Origin of the sequence: Salinivibrio sp. EAGSL (assembly GCF_013366455.1) — a bacterium.
In the GTDB taxonomy this organism is placed as follows: Bacteria; Pseudomonadota; Gammaproteobacteria; order Enterobacterales; family Vibrionaceae; genus Salinivibrio; species Salinivibrio costicola.
Window position 1 is genome coordinate 160,429 of the sequence record NZ_JABWMG010000003.1, and the last position, 15,352, is coordinate 175,780.

Sequence of the window (15,352 nt, forward strand, 5' to 3'; positions counted from 1 at the left end):
GCGGGGTGTTTATGACCAAATCTGAGTTGATTGAAAGACTCTGTAGTCAACAAACCCATCTATCTGCGAAGCAGGTAGAGGATGCCATCAAGGAAATCCTTGAGCATATGGCAAGCACACTAGAAAGCGGTGATCGTATCGAAATCCGTGGTTTTGGTAGTTTCTCACTACATTATCGCGCGCCTCGTGTGGGGCGTAATCCTAAAACAGGCGAAAAGGTCGAGTTAGACGGCAAGTACGTCCCTCACTTTAAACCTGGTAAGGAGCTTCGTGATCGCGTTAACATTTATGGTTAATCGATAGACGCTGAAAAAAACGGCATGCTGCAAGTATGCCGTTTTTTTATGTCCGCTGATCATAGCTTGCGTGACGAATTTCCTGCATAATCATACCTCCTGTGTAAGATCTTATACCTACGACGACACGTTGTTATTCGGATTAACCTTAGCCTGAATAAAGCGTAAGCTAGGGGAAGGGTAACGACGACGTTTGGTATTGAAATCAAGCGTCAATGTTCACAATGGCAGGTGCCTCGCACTTTGTCTATCTACCATCACTGATCGGGCATTCGGCCTTTCGCAATGAGGGAATACTTGTGAAAATACTCGGCATTCTGTTTCTGGTATTATGCTTTTTGATCGCCTTGGCGCTAGGAGCGCAAAACCAAGCTGTGGTCAATTTTAACTATTTAATCGCTCAGGGTGAGTTTCGTTTATCCGTCATCTTGGGTATTGTCTTTGTCATCGGGTTTGGCATTGGCTGGCTCGTTTGCGGCGCACTATATCTCAAAGCCCGAATGACGGCTCGAGGACTACGTAAACAGGTGGAAAAGCAACGCAAAGAACTTGATAAGTTGCGTACGGACCCGCTTAAGGAACAATAATTCATGCTAGAGCTGTTGTTTCTGTTACTCCCGATTGCCGCCGGTTACGGCTGGTACATGGGTAACAGGAATGCTCGTCATCGACGGCAAGAACAGTCCCATCATTTGTCTCGCCAATATGTGGCGGGGCTCAATTTGCTGCTGTCTGAGCAATCAGATAAAGCGGTCGACTTATTTATCGAGCTTTTGCAGGTCGATAACGAAACCATTGATACTCACCTGGCGTTGGGCAACCTTTTTCGCTCTCGGGGTGAAGTCGACCGGGCAATCCGAATTCATCAAAACCTAATCGCTCGGCCCAATCTCACCTTAGATCAGCGCAACCTCGCGATGCAGCAGCTGGCTAAAGATTATATGGTTGCCGGCTTTTTTGATCGCGCCGAGAAAATCTTTGCAGAGCTGGTTGATGAGCCCGATTATCGCGAATTTGCCCTGCAGCAATTACTTGCCATTTCGCAACAAACGCGAGAATGGGAGCAAGCAATCGATACCGCAGCGAAGCTGGTCAAAATGGGCAAACATAAGCTGCGTAAAGATATCGCACATTTCCACTGTGAGCTTGCGATGCAGCAACTCGCTGAGGGTGATGAGCACAAGGCACGGCAATTGTTACGTCGTGCTTTGTCTTACGATAAAAGCTGTGTCCGAGCGAGCTTAAAATTGGCAAGACTCGACATTCAGCATGAAGATTACAAAGGGGCGCTCAAACAGCTCGAGAACATCTTAGAGCAGGATGCTGATTTTGTCAGTGAAGCGCTACCTTTGCTTGCAGAAAGCTATCGCGCCTTGGGACGAGAGATGCAGTTGGTGCGTTTTTTAAAAGAATGTATTGAAAAGAATGCAGGCGTCAGCGCCGAGCTAATGCTCTCTGAAGTGATTGGCAGCAACGAGAATATCGCCATGGCGCAGAGTTTTCTTACGCGCCAACTTACGCGTAATCCGACCATGCGCGGCTTTTATAAGTTAATGGAATACCATGTTGAGCAAGCCGAGGAAGGGCGAGCAAAAGCAAGCTTGAACACCTTAAAAGGCTTGGTCGCTGAACAAATGAAAGTGAAGCCTCATTACCGATGTCGTAAATGTGGTTTTTCCACGCATGCGCTTTATTGGCAATGCCCATCTTGCAAAAGCTGGGGCGCTATCAAGCCAATTCGAGGGCTTGATGGGGAGTAATGGCGATGCTTAGGCATCGCCGTTTTTTTATCGGTTAGTGCGGCATTATGCCGTTTATAAGCATTCAACGAGGAACGAGGAAACAACATGCACGACCCAAAAGTCATCGTGGCACTTGATTATGCAGATATGAACCAAGCGTTATCCTTTGCGGATAAAATCGAGCCAGGTTCATGCCGTTTAAAAGTGGGCAAGGAAATGTTTACCTTGTTTGGCCCAGTGCTTGTCAAACAGCTTCATGCAGGCGGACACGACGTCTTTCTCGACCTCAAGTTTCATGATATTCCCAATACCTGTGCCCGTGCTGTAGCGGCTGCGGCAGAGCTAGGCGTGTGGATGGTCAATGTGCATGCATCAGGAGGCGAGCGCATGATGAGTGCAGCACGCGAGGCGCTTGAACCATATGGAGGCAACCGCCCATTGCTTATCGGTGTCACCGTGTTGACCAGCATGACGGATGCGGATTTACGCCAAATTGGGGTACAACGCTCACCACAAGCGCAGGTGCAGCATCTTGCCAAGCTGACGCAACAGTCGGGTTTGGATGGTGTGGTGTGTTCAGCACAAGAAGCCAGTTTGCTTAAAGCGCAGTGTGGTGACACCTTTAAGTTGGTGACTCCAGGGATCCGTCCGGCTGGCAGTGCCGCAGGCGATCAGCGCCGAATTATGACGCCAGAAGAAGCGGTAAATGCAGGTTCGAATTACCTTGTCATTGGTCGACCTGTCACCCAAGCTGCCGATCCAGCCGCTGTGTTACATACGATTAATCAATCCCTACGCACTTGATGTGCCAGCTATCTAAGTCTTACTAGAGAAGGCACTAACAGATAAAGCACCAACAGAGAAAGCATTCAAAGAGAAAGCATTAACAGAGAAGCATCAAGCAAGGAAAGCATGAGCGGCGGGCAGAGCCGGCCGCTCATGCCTGTATTACGATCGTGCACCTGAGGATTTGCGAGAGCGCCTGTCTAATACCGGAGCGGTAAAGTGGCTATCGATAAGCCTTTGGGTGAGGCTATGCTGTGGGTTAGCAAACAGTGAGGCGGTATCGCCCGATTCAACCACTTCGCCTTTTTGCATCACCATCAACTTATCCGTCACATGTTTAATCACGCCCATGTGTTGCGACACATAGACATAAGATAACCCCATTTCTTCTTGTAGCTCGAGCAGCAGGTTGATGATCTGCGATCGCATTGACATATCCAAGCCATTTAATGCCTCATCGGCAACAATCACACTGGGTTGCAAAATTAACGCCCTTGCAAGCGAAACACGTTGCTTTTGACCGGTAGCAAGCATTTGCGGATAAAAATAAGCGTGCTCCGGGATTAGCCCGACCCGTAATAAGGTGTCTTTAATCCGTTTCCCACGCTCTTGGGGTGTCATATTGGTATTTCGACGCAAAGGCCCTTCCAATATTTGTCCAATTTGGTTGCGTGGGTTCAGCGAGGTATTCGGGTCTTGAAAGATCATCCGTATGAGCTTGCAGCGTGTTTGATAATCTTTATAGCGGAGCGGATCGCCATTAACGCGGATTTGTCCCGCGGTCGGTTCAATCACGCCAGCAATCATTCGTGCTAAGGTTGACTTACCTGAGCCATTTTCCCCGACAAATGCAATTGTCTCGCCGACATCCAATGAAAAGGACACCGGCTTCACCGCATGGGTGACGCGCTTTTTTAGCCAACCAGACCGGTGATGATAGTCTTTCGATAGCCCATCAATTTCAAGAAGAGCGGCCATGCTTGTTCTCCATGTTGAGCGGGAAATGACAGGCAAATTTATGGTTTTTCACTTTCTCGGTTCGCGGTACTTCTACGCATTTACGCTGCGCATAAGGGCAGCGCGGGCCAAGTCGGCAACCAATAGGTAAATGTTGTAATGGCGGTATTGAGCCAGGCAGAGTTTCTAGTTTGCTTTTATGCGGGATCTCGCGGCTAAAATCCGGCATGGTCCGTAATAATGCGTCTGTATATGGATGATGGGGCGTGGTGAGTATTTGTTCTCGGTTTCCCGACTCCACAGACTGGCCACAATACATCACGGTAATTCTATCCGCCCAACGCGTAACCAAAGTCAGATCATGACTAATCAACAAAATGGTCGTGTTCGACAGCTGATTGGTGCGGCTGAGCAGTCGGAAAATTTGTGCTTGCGTGATGGGATCCAAATCATTGGTTGGTTCATCGGCAATTAATAATCGAGGGCGGTTAGCGATCGCCATTGCAATCATCACCTTTTGACATTCGCCATCGGTGAGCTCGTAAGGATAGCTGTCCATCACCCGCCGATGATCTTTTATCCCAACCTTATGGAGTAGGGCGATGGAATGCTGTTTACGCCAGTTTAAACGCTGCCACCAACTGCCAGAAAACGACGCGGGAGGAATCGCTTCTTCAAGCTGATGGCCCACCACTTCAGAGGGGTCAAGACAGGTCGATGGCTCTTGAAAGATCATCGCAATATCTTTACCCACTACGTGGCGACGCTCTCTGGCTGGTAGCTCCAGTAAATCAATATTGCCCAGCCTCAAACGGTCGGCGCTGACATGCCATTGATCTTTGGTCACACCGCAAATGGCCTTAGCGACCAAGCTTTTGCCTGAGCCCGATTCTCCTACCAGGCCACGAATTTCACCGTCATTAATGGTCAGGCTCATTCTATCAACCGCTTTCACCATCCCTTGAGGCGTTTCAATTTCGATGGTTAGGTGTCGAATATCTAATAACGGCATTATTCAGTTCCTGCGTTGATGGCTTGGCTGACGCCCTCACCGACAAGGTTAACAACCAACACGCTAAACGCAATGGCTATGCCGGGCAGAGTCACTGTCCAGGGAGCGGTAAAAATAAGCTCAATGGAATCACCGAGCATAGCGCCCCATTCGGGGGCTGGGGGTTGAGCCCCTAATCCCAGAAAACCCAGCGCGGCAACATCCAAGATCGCGACCGAGATTGCACGGGTTACTTCAGTACTCAATACGGTGACAATATTCGGCAAAATAGAATGGTGTAACAGATAGATATTATTCGCGCCATCCAAGCGTGCGGCGATGATGTAATCTTTCTCTATTTCATCGTGGACCGCGGTATACACCGCACGAATAATTCGAGGGATCAGTGACAACCAAATCGCGAGCAATATCTGGGTTTCACCGACACCGAGAAAGGCGACCACAATGATCGCCAATAGCAGCGAAGGGATGGAAAGAATGCTGTCAAGAATGTGGTTTAACACACTGGACTTCAGGCCCTTGGTCATGCCTGCCAGCACACCAATAGCGATGCCGACCAACGACGCGGTTAATGCCGTTATCAGCGCCAATCCAAAGGTCAAGCGAGAGCCGGCAATTAAGCGCGATAGCATGTCGCGGCTCAAATCATCGGTGCCGAGAAAAAACTCAATCTGCCCAGACTGCACCCAAGAGGGTGGCATCAAAAGCTGACCCGTTTGATGTTGCGGGCTCCAAGGGGCGAGCAAGGGTGCAAAGAGGGTCACTAAGAGAAGCCCGGCTAGACACCAAAACCCAATCACAGCTAACTTATTGCGGCGAAAGGCAGTCCAAGTCCGCTCAAACTGAGTGGGAATATGCTGTTCAACGTAGACACTATTTGAGGGCATACCATTTCTTCCTTACCAGCGGATTCATAAACGCCCCTAGCACATCGGAGACAATATTAATCAATAAGACAAATCCACCAATCGCGAGCACGCCCGCCTGTACAGAGGTATAGTCTTTGACAAGGAGCGCATCGAGTAACCAACGCCCAATGCCTGGCCAGTTAAATACAGATTCGACAATAATCACAAAGGTCACCATGGTGGAAACCAATAATCCAAAATTGGGAATAATAGGCGGAATCGCGTTTTTCATTCCATGCCGAAGCACAATCTCGGTTTTCGATAGCCCTTTAGTGGCCGCGGCTTTAATGTAATTCTGACTCATCACATAGGCCATTGAGTTTCTGACCATCTTAATAATTTCAGTTGTCGGAACCACGGCAAGCGTCAGTGTCGGGAGAGCAAGATGACGCATAATATCGGTCGCGACTTTTCCCTGGAGCGGTAAATCCGAGAGCCATAAATCGACTAACGCAAACCCAGAAATATGCGGAATCTCATACAAAAGGTTGTAGCGGCCTGATACGGGGAACCATTGTAAGTCGAGTGAGAACACCATAATCAGTAAGATGGCTAACCAGAATGTCGGAATCGAAAATACCACGACAGCGAGGGATGAAATCACTTTATCAGTGGGGCCTTGACTACGCAGCCCTGCAAGCGTGCCGAGCGGTACGCCGACCATCACGCTAATGACCAGCGCTGAAATACAGAGCTCTAAAGTCGCCGGTGCGACATGGGCAAGAATATTGACTACTGGCTCCCCGTTAGCCGCAAGCCCTAGGTTTCCATCAATGAGTTGGCGTAGATAATAAACCCACCCTAACCAATAGTCATATTGGTGCCATCCTGAATCAGGCGACAATAAAATGATGTTATAAGCGACCAAGGTGAGGATCACCAAGGTGATCAAAAATAAGTTGAAGCGTCGTAAGGTATAAATCAGCATGGTTTAGCGCTCCCGTGACACATCAGCAAAACTGTCTGCCCCAAAGGGGGTCATCGTGAGCCCGGTTAAATGTGCATCACGGACTTGGTGTTGAATACCATGGGCAAGTGGCACCACCGGCATCCGACGGTCAAGAATGGTTTGTGCGTCCTGGTATAAGGTTTTGCGCATGGCCATATTGTCTGTCGCAATTGCCTCATTTAAGGTTTGATCGAAAAAGCGGTTACACCAATTGGCGATATTCCACCCCGTGAACTTGGCATTGCAAGTCAGTAATGGGCGTAAAAAAGCATCAGGATCCCCATTATCGGCCACCCAACCGGTAAGCACCATACCGTGACTGTCATCGCCTTCCCGAATCGATGCGCGGTTAACGGTTTTTTCTGGAATGATATTTACGTCTATGCCAATTTCTCCCAGATCGGCCTGGATCAGTTCGGCGGTTTTACGCGGACTTGGATTAAACGCCGTGGGCTTTAATGGCACCGTTAAATCAACACTGAACCCATGGCGATACCCGGCTTTGGCGAGCAGAGCCGCTGCGAGCTTGGGATCATGTTGGCTTTGCTGATTAGGGTCATACGCCCAGGACATCGGCGGCAACAAGCTGGTGGCAGGTGTGCCTGTGCCATAGTACACCGAGCTTAGTAAGGCGCCGCGATTAATCGCCAGATTGATCGCCTGACGAACCGCCACCTGCGAAAGCGCTGGATGGCGGGTGTTGAGCGCAATAAACGCCACGTTCATCCCCGTTTGAGATGATAAACGAAAGCGCGGATCATTCACCACGACGGGTAACTGACTGGCAACGGGAGAGGCGAGCACATCACATTCACCCGTCAGCATTTTTGCCAAGGTGCCAGTCCCTCGGGTTGAAATATCAAAGACCACCTGCTCCATCGGGGCGGGACCTTGCCAATATTGCCAGTGGCGGCGCAGACGAATTAATTCACGAGGCTGATACTCAGCCATAGCAAACGGGCCAGTGCCAACCGGGTAGGCGTCGATCTTTTCCGGTGTACCGGCGGCTAATAATTGGTTGGCATATTCTTTTGAAAGAATCACCGAAAATTTGGTGGCCAGTGTAGAAAGAAACGACACATCGGGTCGCGAGAGGGTAAATTGCACACGATAGGTATCGGTCGCTTTGACACTCGAGACTAAACTTGAAAAATCCATGCTATCGAACCATGGATATTGGCCGCCAGAAATGCGATGAAAAGGGTGACGGGGGTTAATCAAGCGCCGAAAAGAGAAAACAACGTCCTCAGCATTGAGGTAACGAGACGGCGTAAAGGTCACACTGCGATGAAAAGCCACACCACGACGGAGCACAAAGGTATAGGTTTTACCGTCATCACTGACCTCCCAACTTTTCGCGAGCATGGGCTCGGGTTGGTAGGTGTCAGGGTTCAGCTGAAGCAGGCGATCGTACAGCTGGCTCGATAAGGTGTCTGCGGTCAGGCCGCCATCGGTCAACTGAGGGTTAAATGTGTTCGGTTGGCCTGGGCCACAAAACACAAAACCACGGTTGTCGGCCGCACGTTGATCGTTAGCCGCATCACAACCTGCGAGAAGCAGACCGCTCACGCCCAGGATCAAAAACTGGAAAAAAACGCGCATAAACCAAGTAAAATCAGCTATCAAAATGAATCCCGTAATCTACCACCGAAACGGTCTTACCACCAAGTAAAGTAAGGGTTATCTTGCGTTTCTGTGTCCGTGAGTTGTCCCTGTGCCGATAAAGGTTGAGCAACCACAAGATTAGTTATCTTGTCCCACGTTATGCTTGCGCAACAGCCCCCTGAATTGATGGTAGCTTAGGCCGAGTAACTGCGCGGCCTTCCTCTGATGATAGTTGGCTTGCGACAACGCCGCTGTGACCAAATCGCGTTCTTGTGTGGTTTGCCACTCACGCAGATCAAGAGGAAAGGCTGGCAGTGAACCTTTGACCGCTGAAGGAGCATGTGTGGATTGCTGAGACTGCCAAGGCGGTGAAAATGGGTCAAGACAAATCGTATCGATGGGTGTGGTGGCATCATTATGGCGAGAGAGCGCCCGCTCAACTGCATTTTTCAGCTCTCGCACATTACCTGGCCAGGAGTGTGTTAGCAATTGTGCTTGGGCCGGTTGCGAAAAGCCCGCAAATAATGGATAACCGAGCTCAACCGCCATTTTCATGGCAAAGTGCTCGGCCATGATCAAGATATCCTGCTGGCGCTCGCGAAGCGGGGGAAGATGGATAACGTCGAAGGCGAGCCGGTCCAGCAGATCAGGACGAAATTGGTTGTCTTGCGCAAGCGCGGGTAGATCTTCATTGGTGGCGCACACCAGCCGAACATCTGCGCGCAAAGGCGTGGTGCCGCCAACACGTTCATATTCGCCATACTCAATCACACGGAGTAACTTTTCCTGAACGCCCTGAGGCGCGGTAGCAATCTCGTCCAAGAATAGAGTTCCGCCCTCAGCGCGCTCAAATCGGCCCGCATGTCGGCCTTTGGCACTGGTAAAAGCACCGGCCTCATGGCCAAAGAGCTCAGAATCGATCAGCCCCTCGCTTAGCGCCGCACAGTTCAAGCTCACAAGCGGTTGTGACCAACGGGTTGAGAGGTAATGAAGACGCTGCGCGATTAACTCTTTCCCGGTGCCGCGCTCACCCATAATCAGAACCGGACGGTTGAGCGGGGCCAGCCGACTAACATGGTCTAACACGGCTAAAAAACGGTCGGACTCCCCCAGTAAGTTATCTTGTTCTCGCATGGCGATTTTTACCAAATAGTGGTTTTATTCATCATGAACGGTTTAGAAGGCCGACGCAACTGCTTTTAACCGATTGAAAAATAGTGCATAAAAAGTTGGCATACCGTTTGAATAAGTGTGAGCAGGTTTAAACAAACTTGAACAAATAGAAGGAGTCAGTGATGGGAATCTTTTCTCGTTTTGCAGATATCGTCAATGCCAACGTCAATGCCTTGCTCGATAAGGCGGAAGATCCACAAAAAATGATCCGTTTGATCATTCAAGAAATGGAAGACACCTTGGTAGAGGTGCGGACATCATCAGCGAAAGCGCTGGCAGATAAAAAAGAAGTCGCGCGTAAGATTGAAAACATCGAACGCCAAATTCAAGACTGGCAGGAAAAAGCCTCGCTAGCGCTGCAAAAAGATCGTGAAGATCTCGCGCGCGCTGCATTGATCGAAAAACAGAAAGCGCATGATGTGAAAGTCGCACTCGATGAAGAGCTGAGTTTAATTGCGGAAAGCGTTGAAAAACTGAGTGGTGAAATTGCAGCGCTTGAGACCAAGCTGAGCGAAACGCGGGCACGTCAGCAATCGCTGAGCATTCGCCGTGAGACTGCGGGCAATCGTCGTGATGTACGTCGTCACCTCGGCAGTGGTCGTGCGGACGAAGCAATGGCGAAATTTGAACAATACGAGCGCCGTATTGACGAACTTGAAGCGGAAGCCGACAGTTATCAAGTTGGCAAAGGCAAAGGACTAGACGACGAGTTCGCGGATCTTCAAGCCCAAGACGAAATTGAGAAAGAGTTGGCGTCTTTAAAAGCCAAAATGAAAGATAATCAATCATAACCAATACGACGAGGAGCGGACATGTCATCACTATTTCTTGGCTTTCCACTGGCGATATTTTTACTGTTCGTCGCCCCGCTATGGCTGTTGCTGCATTACCGCAGTAAACGCCAAGTTGAGCAGGGCTTAAGTGGGCAAGATTACGAAACGTTACAGCAGCTGGCTCAGCGCGCTGAAAAACTGCAAGCCCGTGTGGATAACTTAGAGCGCTTGCTTGATGCTGAAGCGCCACAATGGAGGCAACGCGCATGAGGGGAACCTTATATCGAGATCCAGACAACGGCCGCATTGCCGGTGTGTGCGCCGGCCTTGCCAACCACTTTGGGATGGAAACCTGGTTAGTGCGGATCCTGACGGTCTCCGCGTTTTTGCTCGGCTTCGGTTTTTTTGTGGTGGTGGCCTACATCGCCGCCGTGCTGATCTTAGATAAAAAACCGGCGCAAGAACACGAAACGGTTGAGCCGGCTCAGGCGGCGCCAGCGCATCAGGTGAAACAAAAGCCATGGCAGTCGGGCAAGTCAGCCAGCCAACTGATCCGTGATCTCAACGGCGAGTTCACGCAAATGGAAGACAAGATCACTCAGATGGAAGCCTATGTGACATCATCAGCGTTTAACGTTGATCAAGCGTTTAAAAAGCTATAATCCGCCTCAACTTATCAGAACACGCATTTAACCATGCACAGCGGCTGCCTGTCGTAGGCAGCTTGGCTGATCAAGGAGCCATAAAAACTTATGCCATCAGTGAAAAGGCGCGTAAAGCAGTGGGCCAGCCGAGGCGCTGACCGTCATGTTCGTCTTGCGGTCACTGGCCTCTCGCGTGCGGGAAAAACGGCCTTTATTACCTCACTCATTAACCAGCTGACGCATTTGGGGACCGAGCCTAATTTGCCGTTAATGCAACTGGTGCAGCAGGGACGTGGATTAGGGGCGCGTCGAGAGCCACATCCACATATGCACTTGCCCGCGTTTGATTACGACTCTGCCATGCAGGCGCTACATAGTACTCCGCCGGCGTGGCCGTCACCCACGCGTGATGTCAGTGAAGTACGCCTAGCCGTGCGGTATCGACCCCAGTCTGCCGCACTGAGAGCGATTAACGACATGGCGACCTTGTACGTTGATATTATTGACTATCCCGGAGAGTGGCTGCTCGATTTACCCTTGTTGAGTCAAACCTACTCGCAATGGTCAGCTAAACAGTCGGGATTATTGACCGGGCGTCGTGGCGAGCTTGCTGGCACGTGGACAACCAAAGCCGCGGCACTCGACCCGTTTGCACCTGCAGATGAAAAAAAGCTGGCTGAGATTGCTGCCGACTACACGGCCTTTTTACACCAGTGTAAAGCACATGGCGGGCTGCATTGGGTGCAACCTGGCCGGTTTGTGCTTCCCGGGGAACTGGCTGGTGCACCTGTGGTGCAGTTCTTTCCTTGGGTTGGCTCGGACAATGAACAGGATTTGGCCAAAGCAGGGAAAAACTCCAACTATGGGGTACTCAAAGCACGCTACGACTATTACTGTGAACATGTGGTTGCCCATTTCTACCGCGAACACTTTGCCAAAATTGATCGCCAAGTCATCTTGGTCGACACCTTACAACCGTTGAACGCTGGGCCCGCTGCGTTTCACGATATGCGCCTCGCCGTTGAGCAGCTCATGCAAAGCTTTAAATACGGCAAGTCAGGGTTACTCAAACGGCTGTTTTCGCCCCGTATCGATAAAGTGTTGTTTGCCGCCACCAAAGCCGATCATGTGACCCCCGAGCAACATCCAAACTTGGTGAGCCTGTTGCAACAAATTGTTCATCAAGCATGGCAACAGGCGGCGTTTGAAGGCATTGATATGCGCTGTCAAAGTGTCGCCGCGATTGAAGCAACCACACCGGGCTATGTCTCGGTAAAAGGCAGCACCCAAAGCGCGTTAAAAGGCCATTTGGCCGATAACAGCCCAGTGACGTTATACCCGGGAGAGGTACCGGCTCAGTTACCGGAAGATGCCTTCTGGCAGGATCAAGGGTTTGACTTCCCGTCGTTTCGTCCGCAACCCGCGCCGCTCGATGCCCCCTTGCCACATATCCGCATGGATAAAGCCTTGGATTATTTGCTTGGCGACAAATTTCGATAAATGAGGTAGTCATGACCCAATACAAGCCAAAACAAACCTTTGCACAGGATGCCGAGATAGACCAGACGGCATTAGATAGCCGGATACAACAAGGCACCACGTTTGAATCGGACCATGATTTTACGCCGGCGGCGAGTGATGAATGGGAAGCCTCGCTTGATGCAACGCTCGCCCCCTCGTCACGCAAGCGACGCCGAGTGTGGCCATTTCTTATGTTGGCAACCATGCTACTGGCATTGTGGCAATCCGCTGACAGTGTGTATCAAAGCTGGCTAACGCAAGATTGGCTTAGCCTTGGCTGGCAAGGTTTGTTGATCGCCATCGCCACGACTGGATTGGTGATGCTGGGTAAAGAATGGCGCGCGATGCGTCGTTTGCTGCAACGCGATGCTGTCCGCCAACAGGCTGAGCAACTGCTGGCCAGTGATGCGGTCGGGCAGGGCGAACACTTTTGTCGTCAGTTAGCGGAGCAAACCGGACAAGTACAACGTCCAGCTTTTACACAGTGGCAGCAAGCGATCACGGCAACCCATAACGACAGCGAAATTTTAGGCCTTTATGAGCAACAGGTACTCAGCGCTCAAGATAAGGCAGCGCGCGCCTTGGTGACGAAACACTCGCAAGAGGCGGCCTTAATGGTGGCCGTTAGCCCATTGGCGGCCGCCGATATGTTACTGGTTGCGTGGCGAAATTTTCATTTAATGACCAAGATTGCCAACGTGTATGGCATTCAACTTGGGGTCAAAGCCCGATTGAGTTTACTTAAAATGGTTCTCACCAACATGGCGCTTGCCGGCGCGAGTGAGGCCATGACCGATGTCGGCTTTGATGTCCTTTCAGTGAACCTCGCTGGACGTGTTTCTGGTCGCGTCGCCCAAGGGTTGGGGATTGGTTTGCTCACGGCTCGCCTTGGATTAAAAACCATGACCCTGATGCGGCCACTGCCTTGGCATGGGCAAGCGGCCCCGAGCTTGTCACAGTTGCGGCGCGAGCTGGTAAAACGGCTAATGGGTAAAAGCCCAACCCCCGGCGAATCACCCCACTGACGCGAATGCGTGTAGCACGCGTGGTGACACGTTCTTGGTGACGCCCTTGGTGGCGCCCTTGGTGACGCTCTTGGTAACATGCTCTTAGTAACAGGCTCTTGGTGACATCGCAGCCCATTGCGCTCTGTCACCTTATGTTTTTATTTATAATATAATCAAAAGTTTAAACGGCAAAAGTCTGTGCTACAAACGTGATGTCGCAAGGCAAAAATGGCATCAGGGCTTGACTGTTAACCCTAACCCGCTCAAACTTCGCCTCAGTGTCAACTTATCCTGACAGCTAATCCGGCGCATGAAAAAATACTGACGATTGCTTTTGTAACGTCTTGATCAGAGCAGGTTTTAATCACCTCATCCCATCTTGTTCTGCGCCGGTATTGGGTATCACTGTCACGTTACAGGAATCCATTATGAGACTGAAAGTCTGTTGTGAAGATAGGATCGGACTGACCCGCGAACTGCTTGATATTCTGGTTCGCCGCGATATTGATCTACGCGGGATCGAAATCGACCAAGTCGGGATTATCTATCTGAACTGCCCTGAAATTGAATTTGAAGCCTTTAGTCAGTTGATGTCTGAAATTCGACTGATTTCTGGGGTCACCGATGTGCGCAAAGTCCAGTTTTTGCCTGCCGAGCGCGAGCATAAAGAGCTACGTGCCTTGGTCGAAAGCCTGACCGATCCTGTGGTCTCGATCAACCTCGACGGCTACATCGATATGGCCAATAAAGCGGCACAAGATCTGATTGGATCCAGTGAGCATCAGCTTATCGACGAGCATGCGAACACCGTGTTTCCTGACTTTCAGTTTGCCCATTGGCTGGAAAAAGAAGAAGCCAGCCAAAGCTGTAGGATGGTGGTGATGGCTGGCCTCGACTTCCTCATGGAAGTGATGCCTGTTCATATCAACGATGAAAGCGAACAGCCTGTGCTCGTGAGCGCCGTGGTCCAACTGAAACAAGTGGCGCTGAATAACACCCCGCAAACGGTTTTCCGCACGCCTAGCGACCATGGTTTTGAGCACCTCGTTGGCCAATCCAACAAGTTTAAGCAGCTGATGAGCCAAGCTAAAAAATTAGCGATGCTCGACGCGCCACTGTTGGTACAAGGCGAAACCGGAACAGGCAAAGAGATGATTGCGCGCGCTTGCCATCGGCATTCACTGCGGGCAGACAAACCCTTCTTGCTGGTGAACTGCGTGTCGATGCCTGATAACGCCGCTGAAACCGAGCTGTTTGGCATGGCCGCCGCAGAAGAGGGCGGTAGCGCGAAAAAAGGGATTTTAGAGCAAGCGGACGGCGGCACCGTCTTCCTATATGAAGTCGGTGAAATGAGCCGTCACCTGCAGGTAAAACTGCTGCGCTTTATGCAAGACGGCACCTTCCGTCGGGTCGGTGAAGAGCGTGAAATGCAGGTCGATGTGCGGGTGATTTGCTCAACGCAGAAAAATTTACCTGAGCTGGTGGCCGCGCATCAATTCCGCGAAGACCTCTTTTATCGCCTTAATGTCTTATCGCTGACGGTTCCACCGCTGAGAGAACGTTCTGCGGATGTGATGCCACTTGCGCAGCTATTTATTAAACAATTTGCCGCCGATTTGGGCCAATCCAAGCCAAGCATCGATGACGCGCTTGCAGACTACCTGACCCACTATGCATGGCCGGGTAATATCCGCCAGCTTCGCAATGTGTTATTGCATGCGATGACCCAAATCGATGCCGACGTGATGACGATAGACGATGTGCAGTTACCAGAAATCGAAAACACTCAGTTTATGAGCGAAGAGTCGATTGATGGATCGTTGGACGAAATCATGAAGCGTTATGAGTCTGGCATATTGCATAACTTGTACCGAAGCTACCCTTCCACGCGTAAACTGGCTAAGCGGCTGGATGTCTCGCATACCGCTATCGCCAATAAACTGCGCGACTATGGCATTGGTAAGAAATAACGCGGGCCA

At 50.7% G+C, this 15,352-nt stretch carries 16 protein-coding genes; 10 read left to right on the top strand and 6 right to left on the bottom strand.

Features of this window, described 5'->3' with window-relative positions:
* Positions 1-11: 11 nt before the first annotated feature.
* The 4 genes from ihfB to pyrF all read left to right on the top strand — a co-directional run bounded on the left by ihfB (position 12) and on the right by pyrF (position 2,842).
* Complete coding sequence (ihfB, locus tag HLG76_RS03160) at positions 12-296, top strand: integration host factor subunit beta (RefSeq protein WP_021022390.1); 285 nt, start codon at positions 12-14, stop codon at positions 294-296.
* Positions 297-595: 299 nt separating this feature from the next.
* Complete coding sequence (locus HLG76_RS03165; RefSeq protein WP_021022389.1) at positions 596-883, top strand: LapA family protein; 288 nt, start codon at positions 596-598, stop codon at positions 881-883.
* A 3-nt stretch (positions 884-886) separates the two neighbouring features.
* On the top strand, positions 887-2,056 hold the full coding sequence (lapB, locus tag HLG76_RS03170; protein ID WP_021022388.1) for a lipopolysaccharide assembly protein LapB: 1,170 nt from the start codon (positions 887-889) through the stop codon (positions 2,054-2,056).
* A gap of 87 nt (positions 2,057-2,143) precedes the next feature.
* Positions 2,144-2,842: an orotidine-5'-phosphate decarboxylase gene (gene pyrF, locus HLG76_RS03175; protein ID WP_175993041.1), complete on the top strand. Its 699-nt coding sequence runs from the start codon at positions 2,144-2,146 to the stop codon at positions 2,840-2,842.
* 144 nt (positions 2,843-2,986) lie between these two features.
* Here pyrF and HLG76_RS03180 read toward each other — a convergent pair whose 3' ends face one another.
* The 6 genes from HLG76_RS03180 to pspF form a co-directional block, all read right to left on the bottom strand.
* Positions 2,987-3,802, bottom strand: a complete 816-nt coding sequence (locus HLG76_RS03180) for an ATP-binding cassette domain-containing protein (RefSeq protein WP_175993042.1) — start codon at positions 3,800-3,802, stop codon at positions 2,987-2,989.
* Positions 3,786-4,793, bottom strand: coding sequence for an oligopeptide/dipeptide ABC transporter ATP-binding protein (locus tag HLG76_RS03185; RefSeq protein ID WP_021022385.1), 1,008 nt, complete (start codon positions 4,791-4,793; stop codon positions 3,786-3,788). Before HLG76_RS03185 ends, HLG76_RS03180 begins: the two co-directional genes overlap by 17 nt.
* Positions 4,793-5,680: a putrescine export ABC transporter permease SapC gene (gene sapC, locus HLG76_RS03190; protein WP_021022384.1), complete on the bottom strand. Its 888-nt coding sequence runs from the start codon at positions 5,678-5,680 to the stop codon at positions 4,793-4,795. The genes HLG76_RS03185 and sapC overlap by 1 nt, the downstream gene beginning before the upstream one ends.
* Positions 5,667-6,629, bottom strand: coding sequence for an ABC transporter permease subunit (locus HLG76_RS03195; protein ID WP_021022383.1), 963 nt, complete (start codon positions 6,627-6,629; stop codon positions 5,667-5,669). The genes sapC and HLG76_RS03195 overlap by 14 nt, the downstream gene beginning before the upstream one ends.
* A gap of 3 nt (positions 6,630-6,632) precedes the next feature.
* Positions 6,633-8,252, bottom strand: coding sequence for an ABC transporter substrate-binding protein SapA (gene sapA, locus HLG76_RS03200; protein ID WP_077677567.1), 1,620 nt, complete (start codon positions 8,250-8,252; stop codon positions 6,633-6,635).
* A 141-nt stretch (positions 8,253-8,393) separates the two neighbouring features.
* Positions 8,394-9,389, bottom strand: a complete 996-nt coding sequence (gene pspF, locus HLG76_RS03205) for a phage shock protein operon transcriptional activator (RefSeq protein ID WP_175993043.1) — start codon at positions 9,387-9,389, stop codon at positions 8,394-8,396.
* A 161-nt stretch (positions 9,390-9,550) separates the two neighbouring features.
* Here pspF and pspA point away from each other — a divergent pair, with 161 nt between their 5' ends.
* The 6 genes from pspA (at position 9,551) to tyrR (ending at position 15,343) form a co-directional block, all read left to right on the top strand.
* On the top strand, positions 9,551-10,219 hold the full coding sequence (gene pspA, locus HLG76_RS03210) for a phage shock protein PspA (protein ID WP_021022380.1): 669 nt from the start codon (positions 9,551-9,553) through the stop codon (positions 10,217-10,219).
* A gap of 21 nt (positions 10,220-10,240) precedes the next feature.
* Entirely contained in the window at positions 10,241-10,471 is a 231-nt protein-coding gene (pspB, locus tag HLG76_RS03215; RefSeq protein WP_021022379.1) for an envelope stress response membrane protein PspB, read from the top strand.
* The gene (gene pspC / locus HLG76_RS03220; protein ID WP_021022378.1) at positions 10,468-10,863 is read left to right on the top strand and encodes an envelope stress response membrane protein PspC; all 396 of its coding nucleotides are present in this window, start codon (positions 10,468-10,470) and stop codon (positions 10,861-10,863) included. The genes pspB and pspC overlap by 4 nt, the downstream gene beginning before the upstream one ends.
* 90 nt (positions 10,864-10,953) lie before the next feature.
* A complete protein-coding gene (locus HLG76_RS03225) occupies positions 10,954-12,345 on the top strand; it encodes a YcjX family protein (protein ID WP_175993044.1) in 1,392 nt (463 codons plus the stop codon).
* An 11-nt stretch (positions 12,346-12,356) separates the two neighbouring features.
* Positions 12,357-13,391, top strand: a complete 1,035-nt coding sequence (locus tag HLG76_RS03230) for a YcjF family protein (RefSeq protein ID WP_077678805.1) — start codon at positions 12,357-12,359, stop codon at positions 13,389-13,391.
* Positions 13,392-13,801: 410 nt separating this feature from the next.
* Entirely contained in the window at positions 13,802-15,343 is a 1,542-nt protein-coding gene (tyrR, locus tag HLG76_RS03235) for a transcriptional regulator TyrR (RefSeq protein ID WP_077677569.1), read from the top strand.
* Positions 15,344-15,352 lie beyond the last annotated feature (9 nt).

What these genes read in the sequence shown, in the direction of transcription:
- tyrR (WP_077677569.1), top strand. Translation starts at nt 13,802, where the DNA reads ATGAGACTGAAAGTCTGTTGTGAAGATAGGATCGGACTGACCCGCGAA.
- HLG76_RS03230 (WP_077678805.1), top strand. Translation starts at nt 12,357, where the DNA reads ATGACCCAATACAAGCCAAAACAAACCTTTGCACAGGATGCCGAGATA.
- pspB (WP_021022379.1), top strand. Translation starts at nt 10,241, where the DNA reads ATGTCATCACTATTTCTTGGCTTTCCACTGGCGATATTTTTACTGTTC.
- sapC (WP_021022384.1), bottom strand. Translation starts at nt 5,680, where the DNA reads ATGCCCTCAAATAGTGTCTACGTTGAACAGCATATTCCCACTCAGTTT.
- pspC (WP_021022378.1), top strand. Translation starts at nt 10,468, where the DNA reads ATGAGGGGAACCTTATATCGAGATCCAGACAACGGCCGCATTGCCGGT.
- lapB (WP_021022388.1), top strand. Translation starts at nt 887, where the DNA reads ATGCTAGAGCTGTTGTTTCTGTTACTCCCGATTGCCGCCGGTTACGGC.
- HLG76_RS03225 (WP_175993044.1), top strand. Translation starts at nt 10,954, where the DNA reads ATGCCATCAGTGAAAAGGCGCGTAAAGCAGTGGGCCAGCCGAGGCGCT.
- HLG76_RS03195 (WP_021022383.1), bottom strand. Translation starts at nt 6,629, where the DNA reads ATGCTGATTTATACCTTACGACGCTTCAACTTATTTTTGATCACCTTG.
- HLG76_RS03185 (WP_021022385.1), bottom strand. Translation starts at nt 4,793, where the DNA reads ATGCCGTTATTAGATATTCGACACCTAACCATCGAAATTGAAACGCCT.
- pyrF (WP_175993041.1), top strand. Translation starts at nt 2,144, where the DNA reads ATGCACGACCCAAAAGTCATCGTGGCACTTGATTATGCAGATATGAAC.
- HLG76_RS03180 (WP_175993042.1), bottom strand. Translation starts at nt 3,802, where the DNA reads ATGGCCGCTCTTCTTGAAATTGATGGGCTATCGAAAGACTATCATCAC.
- ihfB (WP_021022390.1), top strand. Translation starts at nt 12, where the DNA reads ATGACCAAATCTGAGTTGATTGAAAGACTCTGTAGTCAACAAACCCAT.
- pspA (WP_021022380.1), top strand. Translation starts at nt 9,551, where the DNA reads ATGGGAATCTTTTCTCGTTTTGCAGATATCGTCAATGCCAACGTCAAT.
- pspF (WP_175993043.1), bottom strand. Translation starts at nt 9,389, where the DNA reads ATGCGAGAACAAGATAACTTACTGGGGGAGTCCGACCGTTTTTTAGCC.
- sapA (WP_077677567.1), bottom strand. Translation starts at nt 8,252, where the DNA reads ATGCGCGTTTTTTTCCAGTTTTTGATCCTGGGCGTGAGCGGTCTGCTT.